13 protein-coding genes are annotated in these 18,424 nt (G+C 70.8%); 6 read left to right on the top strand and 7 right to left on the bottom strand.

Translation table 11 applies throughout. The annotated features are described in order from the left end of the window. Positions 1-52: 52 nt before the first annotated feature. Positions 53-3,754: a hypothetical protein gene (locus ABXJ52_RS30820; protein WP_367046433.1), complete on the bottom strand. Its 3,702-nt coding sequence runs from the start codon at positions 3,752-3,754 to the stop codon at positions 53-55. Positions 3,755-4,010: 256 nt separating this feature from the next. Between ABXJ52_RS30820 and ABXJ52_RS30815 the strand changes: the two genes are divergently transcribed. Continuing rightward, entirely contained in the window at positions 4,011-5,423 is a 1,413-nt protein-coding gene (locus tag ABXJ52_RS30815; RefSeq protein WP_367046431.1) for a glycosyltransferase family 39 protein, read from the top strand. On the opposite strand, the gene ABXJ52_RS30810 is transcribed toward ABXJ52_RS30815, so the two are convergent. From ABXJ52_RS30810 to ABXJ52_RS30800, 3 genes are all read right to left on the bottom strand, one after another. Continuing rightward, complete coding sequence (locus tag ABXJ52_RS30810) at positions 5,413-6,330, bottom strand: class I SAM-dependent methyltransferase (RefSeq protein WP_367046429.1); 918 nt, start codon at positions 6,328-6,330, stop codon at positions 5,413-5,415. The genes ABXJ52_RS30815 and ABXJ52_RS30810 overlap by 11 nt on opposite strands. A gap of 136 nt (positions 6,331-6,466) precedes the next feature. Continuing rightward, positions 6,467-7,222 (bottom strand): class I SAM-dependent methyltransferase, encoded by a 756-nt coding sequence (locus tag ABXJ52_RS30805; protein ID WP_367046427.1) that lies wholly within the window; start codon positions 7,220-7,222, stop codon positions 6,467-6,469. A 6-nt stretch (positions 7,223-7,228) separates the two neighbouring features. Beyond that, positions 7,229-7,534 (bottom strand): 4a-hydroxytetrahydrobiopterin dehydratase, encoded by a 306-nt coding sequence (locus tag ABXJ52_RS30800; protein ID WP_367046425.1) that lies wholly within the window; start codon positions 7,532-7,534, stop codon positions 7,229-7,231. Between the two features lie 144 nt (positions 7,535-7,678). On the opposite strand from ABXJ52_RS30800, the gene ABXJ52_RS30795 reads away from it, so the two are divergent. Next, entirely contained in the window at positions 7,679-8,497 is an 819-nt protein-coding gene (locus tag ABXJ52_RS30795) for a helix-turn-helix transcriptional regulator (protein ID WP_367046423.1), read from the top strand. Position 8,498: 1 nt separating this feature from the next. On the opposite strand, the gene ABXJ52_RS30790 is transcribed toward ABXJ52_RS30795, so the two are convergent. Continuing rightward, positions 8,499-8,918, bottom strand: a complete 420-nt coding sequence (locus ABXJ52_RS30790) for a hypothetical protein (RefSeq protein ID WP_367046421.1) — start codon at positions 8,916-8,918, stop codon at positions 8,499-8,501. A gap of 230 nt (positions 8,919-9,148) precedes the next feature. On the opposite strand from ABXJ52_RS30790, the gene ABXJ52_RS30785 reads away from it, so the two are divergent. The 4 genes from ABXJ52_RS30785 to narI are packed head-to-tail and all read left to right on the top strand — an operon-like array spanning position 9,149 to position 15,742. Next, positions 9,149-12,841, top strand: coding sequence for a nitrate reductase subunit alpha (locus ABXJ52_RS30785; RefSeq protein WP_367046419.1), 3,693 nt, complete (start codon positions 9,149-9,151; stop codon positions 12,839-12,841). Continuing rightward, a complete protein-coding gene (narH, locus tag ABXJ52_RS30780; protein ID WP_367046418.1) occupies positions 12,841-14,454 on the top strand; it encodes a nitrate reductase subunit beta in 1,614 nt (537 codons plus the stop codon). Before ABXJ52_RS30785 ends, narH begins: the two co-directional genes overlap by 1 nt. Continuing rightward, positions 14,451-15,020, top strand: coding sequence for a nitrate reductase molybdenum cofactor assembly chaperone (gene narJ, locus ABXJ52_RS30775; protein ID WP_367046416.1), 570 nt, complete (start codon positions 14,451-14,453; stop codon positions 15,018-15,020). The genes narH and narJ overlap by 4 nt, the downstream gene beginning before the upstream one ends. Further along, positions 15,020-15,742, top strand: a complete 723-nt coding sequence (gene narI, locus ABXJ52_RS30770) for a respiratory nitrate reductase subunit gamma (protein ID WP_367046415.1) — start codon at positions 15,020-15,022, stop codon at positions 15,740-15,742. The genes narJ and narI overlap by 1 nt, the downstream gene beginning before the upstream one ends. Before the next feature lie 6 nt (positions 15,743-15,748). Here narI and dnaK read toward each other — a convergent pair whose 3' ends face one another. Together dnaK and ABXJ52_RS30760 are read right to left on the bottom strand one after the other, a co-directional pair. After that, positions 15,749-17,617 carry a molecular chaperone DnaK gene (gene dnaK / locus ABXJ52_RS30765; protein ID WP_367046414.1) on the bottom strand — a complete coding sequence of 623 codons (1,869 nt, stop codon included), beginning with the start codon at positions 17,615-17,617 and terminating at the stop codon, positions 15,749-15,751. Positions 17,618-17,774: 157 nt separating this feature from the next. After that, the gene (locus ABXJ52_RS30760) at positions 17,775-18,200 is read right to left on the bottom strand and encodes an OsmC family peroxiredoxin (protein WP_367046412.1); all 426 of its coding nucleotides are present in this window, start codon (positions 18,198-18,200) and stop codon (positions 17,775-17,777) included. Between the last annotated feature and the right edge of the window lie 224 nt (positions 18,201-18,424).

Below are 18,424 nucleotides of genomic sequence, written 5' to 3'. Positions count from 1 at the left end.
ACTGAACGAGACGAAGGGCGCCTTCACCGGCTCGGGCCGGTGGGGGCGCCCTTCAGTCCGTGCAGGTCTCCCGATGGCCGAGGCCGGGCAGGTACGTCCGCCACTGCTCCCGCGTGAGGCCGCCGCGGGCCCTGTCGCACACGGCCTGCGCCGCCCGCTCGGGATCGATGGCCAGGGAACGGGTGGGAACGCGCGGTGTGGCCACGCGCAGTTGGGAGCCCGCGAAGCCGAGGGCCAGGACGGGGCCGTCGGTCCCGGGGTACTCGGTGCCTTGCAGACGTGGCGTGCCGGTCTCCCAGACGCGTACGGTGCCGTCCTCCCCGCCCGCCGCGACGTAGCGGCCGTCCTCGGAGAAGGACAGGACGGAGCCGAGTGGCTCGCTCGCACTGCCCCTGTCGTACGAACCCGGCGAGAGCACTCCGAGGACGCGGGTGCCTCGCGCATCCCACAAGGTGAGCCTGCCGTTGGTGTCGGACACCGCGAGATGGCGGCCGTCGGGGCTGTAGACAGCGGCGGCAAGCATGTCCTCGCCGCGCAGCGCACTGACCGACCGGCCCGTCTCGAGGTCGGTCAGCACACCGTCCCAGGTGAGCAGCGAGAGGCCGTCGGGAGCCAGGGTGCCGGAATGACCGGCGGTCCGGCGGCGCAGCGCCTTGGTGCGGGTCGTGCCCTCCACCTTCCAGACCTCGACGTGCCAGTTGTCGTTGTCCTGCACCTCCAGGGGCGCGCCCCCGGTCACCACGTCCGCCCCCTCGGCCGGGACGACAAGGCTCTCGACCCACGACGGCACTCGAGTGCGGGACGCCCCCTTGCCGCGTCCGACGTCCCACTGCCGCACGGTGGTGCCGTGCCGGCCCGCGACCCCGTACGCGAATCTGCGGCCGTCCGGTGAGAACGCCCACGCCGGTGCTCCGCAGTCTTGGCATCCCTGGCCCGGCAGCGCCCGGGACACCGTGCCGTCGCGCGCGTCACGCAGCCTGAACTCGGCTCCGTCGCCGCCGGTTTCGACGGACGCCAGGGTCCGCCCGTCAGGGCTGAAGCGCGCCGCGGCGAGGGGCTGCTTCAGGCGGTGCGTCGAGAGAGCCTTGCCGACCTCGATGGTTCTGACGACCTCCGCATTGGCCATGTAGCGGATCACGCCTGCCTCCGCGTCCCACCGCACGTCGGTGGCCCCGCGGTCGGGGACGGGGTGGCGCAGCAGTGGAGTGCCGGGCGCCTCGGTCCGCCACAGTGTGATGTCCCCGTCCCCGAGGGCAGCCACCGTGTCACCGTCCGCACTGAAGGACAGGTTGTCTTCGTCGAGACCCGGCACCTTGATCTTCGGACGTTCCCGTCCGGTTCGCGGCTCCCAGGTCCGGAGCCCGCCCTTCCCGTCGAACGCCAGCGCGCGGCTGTCGGGCGTGAACATCAGCCCCGGAGCGCCGCAGGCCTGTTCGTCCACCTCACGCGGCCACGTCCGTCGCATCTCCCGTCCCTTCACCGTGTCCCTGAGGGAGAGGCGGCCGTCCTTGGCGGAACAGGTCGCGAGCAGCCGGTCGTCGGGGCTGAGCGCCGGGGCCGGGCTGTCGGTCGCTCGGCCGGAGATCTCGTCGAGCAGCTCGTGGCGCCGGACGTCCCACACCTGAACCGTGGCTCCACCCCGGGTCCCCGAGCGGAGGACGAAGGTCCGCCCACTGGGCCCGAACTCCCCTTCCGTGTCGCGCCATTCACCTGGCCCGAAGGGTCGGCCGAGTGCTCGCTTCCGTTGCATGTCCCACACCTGAACGCCGTCTTCGCCGTGCTGCGCGATCAGCCTCCCCTCGGCGCTGACGTCCATGCTTCTTTCGTAGCTGCCCGGCCTGGTGTGCGCGTCGATGCGGCGCCGGTCGCGCATGTCCCAGCGCACCACACGGTCACGGGCCATCGACGTCAGCGTGCGGCCGTCCGCGCTCAGAAAGCGGGGGGCGCCCGGCGCGGTGCCGTCGTCGAGGCCGGAGAACGCGTCCCGCTCCCGCCACGCGGCGGCGCCGCGCACCGCCTCCCTGGTCTCGGGCAGGTCCGCCACGCGCCAGGCCGCCACGCTCAGCCGCATCGCGGTCGCCGGGTCCGACGCACGCAGCGTCCGCGCGACGCCGACGATCCGGCGAGCCTCCGCCTCCGCCCGGCGCCGCTCCCCGTCACGGTTCTGCTGCCAGGCGGCCACTCCCGCGACGACCGCGAGGCACAGGAGCACGACGAGGCCGGACAGCAGCGAACGTGTGCGGCGAGCCGCGCGCGCCTTCGCGCGCACCCCTTCGTCGTGCGCCGCGACGCTCGCTTCCAGGAACTGCCGCTCAAGACGGGTCAGTTCGGCCGTGTCCGGGTCTTCGCCGAAGGTCTCGCGCGCCGCGGTGAGCCGCGTCCCTCGGTACACCGCTCCCTGATCGCTCCCCAACTCGCGCCATATGACGGCCGCTTCGGTCAGTGCGCGATGCAGCCGCAGCCGTTCCCGGTCCCCCTCGATCCAGCCGCGCAGTCTGGGCCAGGCGCTGAGCAGGGCCTCGTGCGCGAGGTCGACCGTCGTGCCGTCGACGGTGAGCAGGCGGGCCCCGATCAGGGCCTCCAGTACGTCGTCGCAGCCGGCCGGGAGTTCGGCGCGGTCGACGGGGCGGCGGGTGTCCTGCGTGCCGTCCCCCGGCGCGACCATCCGCAGAAGGAGTGTGCGGGCCGTCATGGCCTCCGGCTCGGTGAAGCGTGCGAACGCTTCCTCCGCCGTGTGCGCGATCGCGCCGCGTACCCCGCCGATCGCCTCGTACGCCGCCTCCGTCAGCGTCTTGCCTGTGCGGCGCCGCCACACCTCGCGCAAGGCGTGCGCCATGAGGGGCAGGCCGCCCGGCTCGTCCGCCACGTCGGCGACGATCCTGGCCGTCAACGCCCGCTCGACGATGAGGCCTTCGGCCGCCGCGGGCCTGACGATGGCCTCGCGCAGACGGCTCGGCGACATGGGCCCGACGAGGAGACCGGCCTCGGACAGTGCTTCGGCGAGGGGGCCGTGTTCGGCGCACCGGCCGTAGAAGTCGGCCCGTACGGCGACGATCACGCGCAGGCGGCTCTCGGGGGCGCGGGCCACCAGCAACCGGGCCAGGAATTGATCCCGTTCGGCCGGATCGTGACAGAGCGAGAAGACCTCCTCGAACTGGTCGACCACGAGGAGCGTGTCGCCCTCGCCGTCGGAGGGCGTGAGGAGACCCTGATGCGTGCGGGCCGGCCGGTCGCCCGGAGTGAGGATGCGGATCGCCGCGGGGCGCCGGGCGTCGACGGTCTCTCGCAATGCCGGGATGAGACCGGCCCGCAGCAGCGAGGACTTGCCGCTGCCCGATGCGCCGATCACTGCCGTGACGCGGTGCTGCGAAACAAGCCGCAGCAGTTCGGCCACGAGATCACCGCGCCCGTGGAAGTGCTCCCGCTCGTCGGTGCCGAATCGGGCGAGCCCCGGATAGGGCGAATCTCCTCCCTCCCTGTCGCGTTCGGCGTCCTCGGCGACCGTCTCGTACCAGCGTCTGGTCCACGCCTCCGGGTCCCCGGCGCACACGGACACGTAGGCGAGCAGCACGGGCAGGGTCGGCAGCCGCTCCCCCGCGGCTGCCGCGGAGAGTGTGGGCGCCGAGTAGGGCACGCGCTCGGCCATCGACCGGTAGGTGGGGCTGCCCGCTTCCACCCGGAGCTTGCGGAGTTCGTGCGCCAGGCGCTGGACGGGGCCGGCCGCCGGCTCCAGCGGCTTCTCCCGTCGCCCCATCCCCCGGTCCCCCTCCCCCGGCCCTCGCCGGTCAAGATCCGGGCCCACGCTAGCAATTGATAGGCGGGGCGGGACAGGGCTGCCTATCAATCCGCGGGCGGCTGAACTCGTGCTTTCGGGTCCTTGAGGGGCCCACTTCGAGCCGACGTTCAGCCACGGGGAGCCTGTCATCGACACCCTTCAGCCCAGCCGTCCCGCCTCGTCGCCGACCACGGTCCGGGACGCCGGTAGGCCACCCGTCTTCACCCAGTGGCCGATGTCCGTCCTGCCTTCCGTGCTCCTCTCCCTCGCCCTCGGCCTGTGGGGCATACGGCGCGGCGGCGCCATGTGGCGGGACGAGGCGGTGACGTACGACGTGACGCACCGCGGTCTCGCCGACATCTGGCACACGCTGGGCACTGTGGACGCCGTGCACGGGTTCTACTACGTGTGCGTGCACGGGCTCTACGCGATCTTCCACGACGTCGACCCGTTGCTCGTCCTGCGGCTGCCTTCGGTACTCGCGATGTGCGCCGCCGCGGTGGGCGTGACGCTCATCGGAGGGCGACTCGCGGGGCCGCGCGCGGGACTCTTCTCCGGAGTGGTGTTCGCACTGCTCCCGGAGGTCCAGCGATTCGCGCAGGAGGGCCGTTCGTACGCGATGGTGTGCGCACTCGTCGTCTGGGCCACCTGGCTGCTGGTGCGTGCGGCGCAGACGCGCCGCCCCCGGCTGTGGGCGGGGTACGGCGGGCTGGTCCTCGCGGCCTGTCTGCTGCACGAGTTCGCCGTGCTCGCACTGCTCGCGCACGCCGTCGCGGTGCCGCGGGCGGAACGCCGCCGATGGGCTGTCGCCGCGGCGGTCGTCGTCATCGTCGTCGCCCCGCTCGCCGCACTGAGCCGGGCGCAGGCCACGCAGGTGAGCTGGATCGAGGTCGGCGGCAGCGCCTTCACGGGCGCCGCCAGGGTGTGGCTGATCGGGGCCGCCTGCACCGTGCTCCTACTCCTCAAGGGGCGCACGGGAGTACGGCCCGCGACCGGTCTGCCCAGAGTCGCTCTCCCGCTGCTCGTCGTGCCTGCGGCTGCTCTGATGCTGCTCTCGCTTTTCAAGCCGCTCTACGTGGAGCGCTACGTCCTGTACTGCACGGCCGGTCTCGCGCTGCTGCTCGGCGGGGCGCTCGACCGTGTGGCGCGGGGCGGACGGCCGCGGATCGCTCTGGCAGCGGTGGCCGCCGCGACGACCCTGCTCTCACTGATCCCCACTGCCACACAGCTGCGATCACCGCAGAGCCGTTCCGACAACGTCACGGCCGTCGCGCGGGAGATGCGGAGCCTCGGCAGGCCGGGTGACGGCGTGCTGTACCTGCCCGGATGGCGAAGGATCACCTCCCTGTTGCCCGGCCTCACGGTTCCCGACGGCTTCGACGATCTTGCCGCCGACCGGAGCCCGGCCGCCTCCCACACGCTGTACGGCACCGAAGTGCCGGCGTCCGTCCTACGGGCCCGGATGCTCGGGCACACCCGCGTACTCGCCGTCGGCGATCCGACCGGCGCCCCGGCCGACCCCGCCGACGTCGCCGCCGTGAAGCGAACGGTCCTCGGGGAACACTTCGCGCCGTGCGAGAGCCGACGCGTGCACGGAGCACGCCTCACCCTCTACGCCCACCCCGGCCACTGCCCGCCTACGCCCTGACCCCCACATGCACCGTCTGCGCCGACAACAAGAACACGTCCGGCCTGTGGTGCAGGCTCTGGGGGTCGTTCTCGTTCAGGAGGCGGTCGATCGTGGTCAAGTCGTCGGCGTCCAGGGTTTCCTCGTGCATTTCGCGGCGGCGGGCGAGTTCCGAGATCAGGTGGGCGCGGGCCGTGGCGGAGACCGGGGACGGCAGGTCCAGGAGGAACGTTCGGGTGCCCGCGTGGCGCAGGCCCGCCTCGGTGAGGAGCGTGGGCCAGTCCTCCGTGACTGACTTCGCGCCCGGGAGCTCCGCGCGCATCCGCGTGAACCACATGTCGTCCGCCAGGTCGAAGCGCGTCTGGAGGCCGGGGCGGCCGAAGCCGATGTCGCGGGGCAGGCTGCGCTGGTTCAGGCCGCCTTCCAGGAGCGCGATCGCGCCGCCGGGTGCCAGGCGCTCGGCGAGGGCGGTCAGTGCCGCCTCCTGGTCGCCGACGTGGTGCAGGGCCCTGCCGATCCACAGGAGGTCGGCGGACGGCAACTCGGCGATCCCTGCAGGGAGTTCCGCGTGGAGCGTGCGGATCCTGTCCGACAGGCCCTCGCGGGCGGCCCGCTCCCTCGCGCGCTCCAGAAGCGGCTCCGCCGGGTCCACCGCCGTCACCCATGCGTTGGGGAAGATCTCGGCGAGGAGGAAGGAGGTGCTCCCCGAGCCGCTGCCCACATCCGCGATCAGCTTCGGTTCCAGCTGCCAGGTGCGCAGCCACTCGGCGATCTCACGGTTCTGCGGGGCGGCGAGCTCCGCGTTCCGCTCCAGCATCGGGCCCATGGCGGCCCAGTCGATGTCCTCGTGGTGGTGGCCGTGGGCGCGGTCGTGGCCGTGGGCGCGCTTGGGGCCGTGGTCCGGGCCTTGTCCGTCGTCGTGAGTCATCGGGTGGCGCCGCCTTTGTTGTCCGGGATCGGTCGGGTCCCTGGGGTCCTGGGTCGTGTCCACCTTGCTCCGGTGCCTTCCCGTCGGCCAGTCGCCTTGCGGTTTCGGCAAACTCGACGGGCCGGCCGAGGCAGGTTCACGCGACGGGCGGCCTCGGGGACGGCATCCGGAACGCCCTGAGCGTGAACCGTGGGTCGGCGCGCGGTACTTCCTGGTCGGGGAGGGCGGCCAGGCCCTCCGTGAGGCGTGCCGCCAGGGGGCCGTCCGGTGGGATGCTGGTGAACCATCCCCGGTGGAGGTCCTCGATCGTGGAGCGGGGCGTACGGCCCTGGCCGTGGCCCCGGAAGCAGGCCTCGCCGGACGGTGCCAGGCCATGGGCGGCCGCGTACGCCTCGACCGCCCGGCCGCGGTCGACCGCGGGGCGCACCGGACGTGGGGCGAGCACGGCGTCGATGTCGCTGCCGACGTCGTGCGCCGCGGCCTTGTCGACGGTCGTGACGAACACGCCGCCGGGCCGCAGCACCCGCGCGCACTCGGCGACCACCGCCCTCGTCTCCTGCGCGCCGGAGAGCAGATGGAGCAGCCACACCGTGCACACCGCGTCGAACGAGGCATCGGGGAAGGGGAGCCGGCGGCTGTCGCCCAGGACGACGGCTCCCGGCAGCCGGCCCGACGCCATGCGCGCCATGTTGTGCGCCGAGTCCACTCCGGTCACCCGCAGGCCCGTCCCCGCCAGGCGTCGGGTGACGAGGCCCGTGCCGCAGGCGACGTCCAGGAGAGTGCGGGCGTCCGGCGGCAGCAGGCCCAGGACCGCTGCGGCAGCGGCGTCGGCGCGCGGCTCGCCGCCGCGCGACGCGTCATAGCGGTCCGCTTCCTTGCCGTAGTCCAGCATGCTCGCTCAGGCCGCCCGGTGTCCGGCCGCCAGCTCTTCCACCCGGCGGGCCAGTTCGAAGTCGAGCGCGGTGAGGGCGCCGCCCACGCTGTGCGTGTGCACGGACAGGGAGACGGTGTTGTAGCCCAGCGTCAGATCGGAGTGGTGGTCGAGGTCCTCCTGGATCTGCGCGATGTGCACCACCATCGCGGTCGCCGCGAAGTGGGAGCCCAGCTGGAAGGAGCGGGTGATCCGGTCGCCTTCGAGTGACCAGCCGGGCAGCTCCGCGAGCCGCTCCTCGACGTCCTTCTGTGACAGTGGTTCGACCGGCATGGCCGCGCCCCTTCCCTTCCGAGTGGTGTGCGTACGGCGCGGCGCATGTGTCTGTATCCCTTGTGCCTCAGCCTGCCACAGCACCCTGCGCGAGACCCTGATCAAGCCGCCGCCGGGCAAGGAGCCGTGGATTACTGTCTGGGTATGACAACTGCCGCGTCCACCAAGGAAAGTACCGGCATCGGCCCGCTGCTGCGCGGTTGGCGCGAGCGGCGCAAGGTGAGCCAGCTGGAGCTCGCGTTGCGCGCCGGCTCCTCGGCACGGCACATCAGCTTCATCGAGACCGGCAGGTCACGCCCGAGCGAGGAGATCGTGCTGCGCCTCGCCGAGCACCTCGACGTCCCCGTACGGGACCGCAACTCGCTGCTCCTCGCGGCCGGTTACGCGCCCCGGTTCCGCGAGACCCCGATGGACGACCCTTCGATGGGCGCCCTGCGGGAGGGCCTTGAGCAGCTCCTGCGCGGCTACGAGCCCTACCCCGCCCTGGTCATCGACGCGACGTACGACGTGATCGCGGCGAACCGTGGCATCGCCATGATCCTCGACGGCATCCCCGAGCACCTCCTCAAGCCGCCGCTCAACGCCATGCGGCTCACGCTCCACCCGGAGGGCCTCGCCCCCAGGATCCGCAATCTGCGCGAGTGGCGCGGGCATCTGCTGCACCAGATGGAGCGGCAGATCGCGCTGCAGCGTTCGGACGCGTTGCGTGCGGTGTACGAGGAGGTGGCGGCGTACCCGGTGGAGGACCCCGGTGTCGACGTGTTCGAGGCCGACGGGCCGCAGAGCGGCGTTCCGTACTTCGCGCTGCCCCTGCGCATCGAGCACGACGGGCGGCTGCTGTCCTTCATCTCGTCGATCGCCACCTTCAACACCCCCATGGACGTGACGGTCGCCGAGCTGGCCATCGAGACGCTGCTCCCGGCCGACCCCGCGACGGTCAAGTACCTCCAGTCGGCGTCCTGAGTCAGACCGACCGCAGCGCCGCGTACTGCAGGGCGGCGAAGCCTCCGACCGTCACGGCCTGAAGAGGGATCCACACGGCGCCCGCGGTGCTGGGCGTCAGCCAGGCGATCAGGGCGACGACACTGAGCACCGTCCAGGCGGCGTTCGCCTCGATCACCGCCCGGACGGGCAGCGCGGGCGGGCTCTTGCGTGCCGCGAGGCAGCCGACGCCCGCGCCGTACAGCGTGAGGAAGATACCGAGGCCGAGCAGGAGCCCCGCGTCGACCCCGAGGAAGCGGCCGAGCGGGCCCGAGGCCGCGGTGTACGCGAGGCCGTTCCCGGTGGTCACGACCGCGTCGAGGGCGAGGAAGCGGCGCAGCATCGTCTTCGGGTCGTTCGTGCGGGCCAGTGCGGTGAGGGGGTGCGCGGAGTACGTGGACATGACGGGTGGCCTCCAGGCAGCTACAGGGAAAGGGGGGCCGGAACCGGTCCGGAGTGCGCCGGACCGGGTCCGGTGGGACCACCCTGCCGGGACCGCATGCGGGGGTCGATTACCTCGGACGTAAGCGCCGACGCCACGAGCGTCCCCGCAACCCGTACGGCGGTCGCCGCCGTGTGCCCCCGCCGCCCCGGACCTAGGTTCGTTGAAAGGCAGACCTAGGGAGCTCAAGGGTGACAGAGACGACCGAGCCCGGCGCCGCGCTGCTGCGTGCGGGAAAGTTCTTCCGCCGCGGCACCGCCGCCCCCGACCTGCACAGCATCGGTCTCGTCGGCGGCCGGGACGCGGACGCCTTCTACCGGGACCGGTGGAGCCACGACAAGGTCGTGAACTCGACGCACGGCGTGAACTGCACGGGCTCCTGCCGCTGGAAGGTGTACGTCAAGGACGGCATCATCACCTGGGAGACCCAGCAGACGGACTATCCGAGCGTCGGCCCCGACCGGCCCGAGTACGAGCCGCGCGGCTGCCCCCGCGGCGCCGCGTTCTCCTGGTACACGTACTCGCCGACCCGCGTGCGCTACCCGTACCTGCGCGGCGTGCTCCTGGAGATGTACCGGGAGGCGAAGTCCCGGCTCAAGGACCCGGTGCTCGCGTGGGCCGACATCCAGAGCGACCCTGAGCGGCGCCGCAGATACCAGCAGGCGCGCGGCAAGGGCGGGCTCGTGCGGGCGACCTGGGACGAGGCCGTGGAGATCATCGCGGCGGCGCACGTCCACACGATCAAGACGCACGGCCCCGACCGGGTGGCGGGCTTCTCCCCCATCCCCGCGATGTCGATGGTGTCGCACGCGGCGGGCGCCCGCTTCATGTCGCTGATCGGCGCGCCCATGTTGTCCTTCTACGACTGGTACGCGGACCTTCCGGTCGCATCGCCGCAGGTCTTCGGCGACCAGACCGACGTACCGGAGTCGGGTGACTGGTGGGACGCGGCGTATCTGATGATGTGGGGCTCGAACGTCCCGGTGACGCGAACGCCGGACGCGCACTGGATGGCCGAGGCGCGCTATCGCGGCCAGAAGGTCGTGGCCGTGTCCCCCGACTACGCGGACAACACGAAGTTCGCCGACGAGTGGCTGCACCCGCACCCCGGCACGGACGGCGCCCTGGCCATCGCGATGGGCCACGTCATCCTCAAGGAGTTCTTCGTCGACCGGCAGACGGACTTCTTCACGGACTACGTGCGCAAGTTCACCGACCTGCCGTTCCTGGTGACACTGACCGAGCGGGACGGCGCGTACGTCCCGTCGAAGTTCCTGCGCGCGACCGACCTCGGCCAGAGCGGTGAGGGCGGCGACTGGAAGACGGCGGTCCTGGACGAGAACACCGGGCAACCCGCCGTCCCGAACGGTTCGCTCGGCTTCCGCTGGACCGACTCCGGCAAGGGCAAGTGGAATCTGGAGCTCGGCAACATCAAGCCGCAACTCACCCTGCACGACTCCGAGGTGGCGACCGGCGTCGAGGTGCTGCTCCCCCGCTTCGACACCGAGGGCGGCACGCACGGCCAGGGGCGGGGCGAGATCGTCAGCCGCGGGGTGCCCGCCACGCGGCTCGGCGGCCAGGACGGACCGCTGGTCACGACGGTCTTCGACCTGCTGCTCGCGCAGTACGGCGTCGGACGCGAGGGCCTCCCGGGCGAGTGGCCTTCTTCGTACGAGGACGCCGACGCGCCCGGCACCCCGGGCTGGCAGGAGGCGCACACCTCGGTCCCGGCCGCGAAGGCGGTGAAGATCGCGCGGGAATTCGCGCAGACCGCCGAGAAGTCACGCGGACGCTGCATGATCCTGATGGGCGCGGGGACCAACCACTGGTTCCACTCCGAGACGATCTACCGCGCCTTCCTGGCGCTGCTCCAGCTGACCGGCTGCCAGGGCCGCAACGGCGGCGGCTGGGCGCACTACGTGGGGCAGGAGAAGTGCCGCCCGGCGACCGGCTGGGCGACGCTGGCCAGCGCCAACGACTGGAGCAGGCCGCCACGGCAGATGATCGGCGCCGCGTACTGGTTCCTGAACACCGACCAGTGGCGCTACGACAAGTTCGCGGCGGACGTGCTCGCCTCGCCCCTCGGCGAGGGACGGTTCGCGGGGATGACGGGCGCCGACTGCCTGGCCCTGTCGGCGCGCACGGGCTGGATGCCCTCCTACCCGACCTTCGACCGCAACTCCCTTGACCTGGGCGACACTTCGGGTGCCTCCGGCGACCCGGTCGCCAATGTCGTCGACGAGCTCAAGGCCGGCACCCTCAACTTCGCCTGCGAGGACCCGGACGCCCCCGAGAACTGGCCGCGCGTCCTGACCCTGTGGCGCGCCAACCTGCTCGGCTCGTCGGCCAAGGGCGCCGAGTACTTCACCAAGCATCTGCTCGGCACGCACTCCTCGCTGCGGGCGGAGGAGGCGGCGCCCGACGAGCGGCCCTCGACGGTGACCTGGCACGACGAGGCGCCCGAGGGGAAGCTCGACCTGCTCGTCTCCCTCGACTTCCGCCAGACGTCGTCGACGCTGCTCTCGGACGTGGTCCTGCCCGCGGCGACCTGGTACGAGAAGCACGACCTGTCCTCCACGGACATGCACCCCTACGTCCACTCCTTCACTCCGGCGGTCGACCCGCCCTGGCAGGCCCGCACCGACTTCGACACGTTCAAGGCGATCGCGGAACGGCTCAGCGAGCTCTCCGTGGACCATCTCGGCGTACGCAAGGACGTCGTCGCCACCGCCCTCCAGCACGACACCCCCGGCGAGACGGCCCAGCCCGGCGGTGTCGTCCTGGACTGGCGCAAGGGCGAGTGCGAGGCGATCCCCGGCAAGACGATGCCGGGCCTGACGGTGGTCGAGCGTGACTACACGGCGATCGGCGCGAAGTTCGCGGCGCTCGGCCCGCTGGCGGAGAAGCTGGGCCTGCCCGCGAAGGGCATCGCCCTGCGGCCCGACCAGGAGGTCGACGAGCTGCGCGAACGCAACGGCGTCGTACGCGGCGGGCCCGCGGACGGACGCCCCGCCCTGGACACGGCGGTGAAGGCGGCGAACACCATCCTCGCGCTGTCCGGCACGACCAACGGGCGCCTCGCCACGCAGGGCTTCCACACCCTGGAGGCGCGTACGGGCCAGGAGATGGCGCACCTGGCCGCCGAGCACGAGGGCAAGCGGATCACGTACGCCGACACGCAGGCGGCGCCCGTTCCCGTGATCACCTCCCCCGAGTGGTCGGGCAGCGAGGCGGGCGGGCGGCGCTACACGGCGTTCACGCTCAACACCGAGCACCTCAAGCCCTGGCACACACTCACCGGGCGCCAGCACTTCTTCCTCGACCACGACTGGATCCACGAGCTGGGCGAGGCGATGCCCGTCTACCGGCCGCCCCTGGACATGAACCGCCTGTTCGGGGAGCCACAGCTCGGCCCGGACGGTGAGGCAGAGGTGACGGTCCGTTACCTCACCCCGCACAACAAGTGGTCCATCCACTCCGAGTACCAGGACAACCTCTTCATGCTGTCGCTCTCCCGGGGCGGGCAGTGCATCTGGATGTCGCCGCAGGACGCCGAGGCGATCGGCGTGAAGGACAACGACTGGATCGAGGCGGTCAACCGCAACGGCGTGGTGGTCGCGCGGGCGGTCGTCTCGCACCGGATGCCGGCCGGCACGGTCTACATGCACCACGCGCAGGAACGCACGGTCAACGTCCCCAAGACCGAAACCACCGGCAAGCGCGGCGGCATCCACAACTCCCTGACCCGTCTCATCCTCAAGCCGTCCCATCTCATCGGCGGATACGCCCAGTTGTCGTGGGCCTTCAACTACCTGGGCCCGACGGGCAACCAGCGCGACGAGGTGACGGTCATCCGCCGCCGCAGCCAGGAGGTTCAGTACTGATGCGCGTTATGGCACAGATCGCGATGGTCATGAACCTCGACAAGTGCATCGGCTGCCACACCTGCTCCGTCACCTGCAAGCAGGCGTGGACCAACCGCGACGGCATGGAGTACGTCTGGTTCAACAACGTCGAGACCCGTCCGGGCCAGGGCTACCCTCGCCGCTACGAGGACCAGGAGAAGTGGCGCGGTGGCTGGGAGCTGAACAAGAAGGGCGCCCTGAAGCTCAAGAACGGCGGCCGGATCAAGGCCCTCCTGGAGATCTTCTCCAACCCGAAGCTGCCGGAGATCAAGGACTACTACGAGCCCTGGACGTACGAGTACAAGAACCTCACCGACGCCCCGCTGGGCGACGACTACCCGGTGGCGGAGCCGCGCTCGCTGATCAGCGGCAAGCCCATGAAGATCGAGTGGTCGTCCAACTGGGACGACAACCTGGGCGGCGCCACCGAGTACGGCGACCTCGACCCGATGGTCGCCAAGACCCGTGAAAAAGCCGCGGAGAAGGTGAAGTTCGCCTTCGAGCAGACCTTCATGTTCTATCTGCCGCGGATCTGCGAGCACTGCCTGAACCCGTCATGCGTGGCGTCGTGTCCGTCCGGCGCGATGTACAAGCGCGAGGAGGACGGCATCGTCCTGGTCGACCAGGACAGCTGCCGCGGCTGGCGCAAGTGCGTGACGGGGTGCCCGTACAAGAAGGTGTACTTCAACCACCGCACCGGCAAGGCCGAGAAGTGCACGATGTGCTACCCGCGCCTGGAGGTGGGCCTGCCCACCGTCTGCTCGGAGACGTGCGTGGGACGCCTCCGGTACCTCGGCGTGATCCTCTACGACGCCGACAAGGTGACGGAAGCGGCATCCGTGCAGGACGACAAGGCTCTGTACGAGGCCCAGTTGGGGGTCTTCCTCGACCCGGAGGATCCCGAGGTGCGGCGCGAGGCCGAGCGAGCCGGGATCGGCCACGACTGGATCGAGGCGGCACGCCGCTCCCCCGTGCACGCGCTGATCAGCACGTACAAGGTGGCGCTCCCGCTGCATCCGGAGTACCGGACGATGCCGATGGTCTGGTACATCCCGCCGCTCTCCCCGGTCGTGGACGCGCTGAGCGAGACCGGGCACGACGGCGAGGACCTGGACAACCTCTTCGGCGCGATCGACACCCTGCGCATCCCGCTCGAATACCTGGCGGAGATCTTCACGGCCGGTGATGTGGGCCCGGTGCGGGCCTCGTTGGAGAAGCTGGCGGCGATGCGGGCGCACATGCGGGCCATCAACCTCGGTGACCGGCCCGAGAGTTCGGTGGCCGAGGCCGTGGGCATGTCGGGCCAGGAGATCGAGGAGATGTACCGGCTGCTCGCCATCGCCAAGTACGAGGACCGTTACGTGATTCCGACCGCGGCGGTCGGTGACGCGCAGCGTCTGGAGGAGTCCGCGCTGCCGGACTCGTGCAGCCTCGACTTCGAGGGCGGTCCGGGGGCGGGCGGGGACGGCCCGTTCGGGCAGGACTCGGGCCGCAAGCAGTTGCCGCTCGTGACCATCGAGAACTTCCACACCCTGCGGGACCGGCAGACCGCCGACGAGCAGCCCTCCGCGACCGACAAGGACACTCTGTGAGCGACCACGCCGTGCTCTACCAGGCAGCCGCGCACTGCCTGGCCTACCCGGACGAGGAGTTTCGTGGCCTGCTGCCGCAACTGACGGCTGCGGCACCGGAGTTGCAGGGCTTCCTGACGCACGCGGCGGCGACCGAACCCTCCGACCTTGCCGCGCACTACGTCCAGGTCTTCGACTTCAAGAACCGCCACAGCCTCTATCTGAGCTGGTGGCGCGACGGTGACACGCGGCGGCGCGGCATGGCACTGGTGCGCTTCAAGGAGGTCTACCGGCAGCACGGCCTGGAGTTCACCGGCGAGGAGCTGCCGGACTTCCTGCCCGCGGTCCTGGAGTTCTCCGCGCACGCGGGCCCTGTCCTCCTGGAGGAACATCGACCGGGCCTTGAGCTGCTGCGGCTTGCCCTCACCGACTTCGGCACGCCCTACGCGTCCGTCCTCCAGGCGGTCTGTTCGACGCTGCCCGGCCCCTCGCCGAAGGACCGGGCCGAGGCACAGGCGCTTGCCCGGTCGGGGCCACCGCGGGAGGACGTCGGCCTTGAACCCTTCGCACTGATCGGGGAGCACTGATGAGAACGCTGCTGTGGGGCGTCATCCCGTACGTGGCCTTCGTCCTCCTTGTGGCGGGCCTCCTGTGGCGCTACCGCTACGACAAGTTCGGCTGGACGACGCGCTCTTCGCAGGTCTACGAGTCGAAGCTGCTCAACATCGCCTCGCCGATGTTCCATTACGGGATCCTGTTCGTGATCGTCGGACACCTGGTGGGGCTCTTCGTCCCGGAGTCGTGGACGGAGAAGGTGGGCGTGAGCGAGCACACGTACCACCTGTTCTCGCTGTACGGCGGCACGGCGGCGGGGATTCTGCTGGTGCTCGGCATCCTGCTGCTGCTCTACCGGCGGCGCACGAACGCGCCGGTGTTCCGGGCGACGACCGCCAACGACAAGCTGATGTATCTCGTGCTGTTCGCGGCGATCGTGCTCGGCATGGTGGCCAAGCTGACGCACGCGTCGGGAGAGGGCTACAACTACCGCGAGTCGATGGCGCCTTGGGCCCGCAGCCTGTTCACCCTGCAGCCGGACACGGACCGGATGGTGGGGGTGCCGGTCATGTACCAGATCCACGCCGTGGTCGGCATGGCGCTGTTCGCGCTGATCCCGTTCACGCGGCTCGTGCACATGTTCAGCGCGCCGGTGCAGTATCTGTTCCGGCCGTACGTGGTCTACCGGAGCAAGGACCCCCGCCGGGTGGGACCGCGTCCGGAGCGGCGGGGGTGGGAGAAGACGGGGTCCTAGCGTGGGCTACCCCTCGCCTCCCTTTCCCTGCGCCCCCGGCTTCTCGTCGTCCACGATCTCCGCGTCGACCACGCCCTCCTCGGGGGTGGACCCCGGCGCCGCCTGCTCCTGGGCGCCCGCGCCAGAACTCTCGTACATGGCCTGGCCCATCCGCTGGCTCACCGAGGCCAGCTTCTCCGCGCCCGCGCGCAGCGCCGCCGTGTCGTCGGCCCTGTTCTTCAACAGGTCCTTCAACTCCGTGGCCGCCGCTTCCACTTCGGTTCGGGTCTCCGCGGGAATCCGCTCCTCGTTCTCCCGCAGGAAACGCTCCGTCTGATAGACGAGCTGCTCCGCCTGGTTGCGGGTCTCGGCGGCGTCGCGCCGCTTGCGGTCCTCCTCCGCGTGCTCCTCGGCCTCGCGCACCATGCGGTTGATGTCGTCCTTGGGCAGGGCGGAGCCGCCCGTGACCGTCATGCGCTGCTCGCGCCCCGTCGCCTCGTCCTTGGCGGAGACGTGCATGATGCCGTTGGCGTCGATGTCGAAGGTCACCTCGATCTTGGGCACACCGCGCGGCGCAGGGGGCAGTCCGGTCAGATCGAAGACACCCAGCCTCTTGTTGTACGCCGCGATCTCCCGCTCCCCCTGGAAGACCTGGATGCCGACCGACGGCTGGTTGTCCTCGGCGGTCGAGAAGGTCTCCGAACGCCGGGTGGGGATGGTCGTGTTGCGCTCGATGAGCTTGGTCATGATGCCGCCCTTGGTCTCGATCCCCAGGGACAGCGGCGTCACGTCCAGGAGCAGGACGTCCTTGACGTCACCCCTGATCACACCGGCCTGGAGTGCCGCGCCGAGCGCCACCACCTCGTCCGGGTTGACCCCCTTGTGCGGCTCGCTCCCGGTGAGTTCCTTGACCAGTTCGGTGACCGCCGGCATGCGTGTCGAGCCGCCCACCAGGATCACGTGGTCGATGGCCGAGATCTTGATGCCCGCGTCCTTCACCGCCTGGTGGAAGGGACCGCGGCAGCGTTCCAGCAGGTCCGCCGTCAGCTCCTGGAACTGGGCGCGGGTCAGCTTCTCCGCCAGGTGCAGGGGGCCGTCCGCCGACGCCGTCACGTACGGCAGGTTGATGTCCGTCTCGCTCGACGACGACAGCTCGATCTTGGCCTTCTCGGCGCCCTCCCGCAGCCGTTGCACCGCCATCTTGTCCTTGCCGAGGTCCACCCCGTACGCGTTCTTGAACTGCCGTACCAGGTACTCGACGATGCGCTGGTCCCAGTCGTCGCCGCCCAGCTGTGTGTCGCCGTTGGTGGCCTTGACCTCGATGACGCCGTCGCCCATCTCCAGGAGCGAGACGTCGAAGGTGCCGCCGCCGAGGTCGAAGACGAGGACCGTCTGGTCGTCGCCCTTGTCCAGGCCGTACGCGAGGGCCGCGGCCGTGGGTTCGTTGATGATGCGGAGGACGTTCAGGCCCGCGATCTCGCCGGCTTCCTTGGTGGCCTGGCGCTGCGTGTCGTCGAAGTAGGCGGGCACGGTGACGACCGCGTCCGTGACGTCCTCGCCCAGGTAGGACTCGGCGTCGCGCTTGAGCTTCTGCAGGACGCGGGCCGACAGCTCCTGCGCGGTGTACCGCGTGCCGTCCACGGACCCGCCCTCCGGGAAGCGCCAACTCCCGTCGCCCATATGGCGTTTGACGGAGCGTGCGGTGCGCTCCACGTTCGTGACCGCCTGCCGCTTGGCGACCTCTCCGACGAGTACGTCGCCGTTCTTCGCGAAGGCGATGACCGAAGGCGTGGTGCGCGCCCCCTCCGCGTTGGCGACGACCGTGGGATCACCGCCCTCCAGTACCGCCACCACTGAGTTCGTCGTACCGAGGTCGATCCCGACTGCACGTGCCATGTCCAGTCCCTTCCACCACGAGCCCGTTTCCCGGCGTACTTCGACCTCCATCACAAAACTTGAGCGGCGTGTTGTCAATGCCGCCCATGACTGTGCCGCCGCCCCGGAAGGGGCGGCGGCACGGTCGGAAATGGCCGGAAAGGGCTTCCGGCCGACCTCAGGCCAGCTTCGCCGACAGCGTGATGGTCGTGCCCGTCAGCGCCTGGCTCACGGGGCAGTTCGCCTTGGCGTCCTCGGCGGCGGCGTTGAACGCGGCCTCGTCGAGGCCCGGCACCTCGCCCTCGACGGTGAGGTGGATGCCGGTGATGCCGGTGCCGGGCTGGAAGGTCACGTCGGCCGAGGTCGTCAGGCGGGTGGGCGGGGTGCCCGCGCCCGTCAGACCGTGCGACAGCGCCATGGAGAAGCAGCTGGAGTGCGCGGCGGCGATCAGCTCTTCGGGGCTGGTCCTGCCGTTGGCCTGCTCGGCGCGGGCCGGCCAGGACACGGCCTGCTCGCCGATCCCGGAGGAGTCGAAGGTGACGGTTCCCGAGCCCTCCGTCAGAGAGCCTTCCCAGACCGTGTGCGCGGAGCGCGTGGTAGCCACGATGTAGATCCCTTCAGTGCGGTTCCGTGATGCGTCGCGGAACGTCCGTGCGCCCATCCGATCACACCCGGACTCGGCGCACAGGGAAGACCGGCCCACGGGGAGGCGGGGGTGCCTGAGGCGGCACGGCAGTTCCGGGGCGCCGTCGCTATGGCCGAAATGCCAACTGGGCAAGGCGCGCCCGCGGTGACACTTTGAGGCCCCCTCGCCCACGGGACGAGGAG

The organism is Streptomyces sp. Je 1-332 (assembly GCF_040730185.1).
GTDB lineage: Bacteria > Actinomycetota > Actinomycetes > Streptomycetales > Streptomycetaceae > Streptomyces.
The sequence above is the reverse complement of the archived record's forward strand: the minus strand, read 5'-3'. Positions and strand labels throughout refer to the sequence as shown.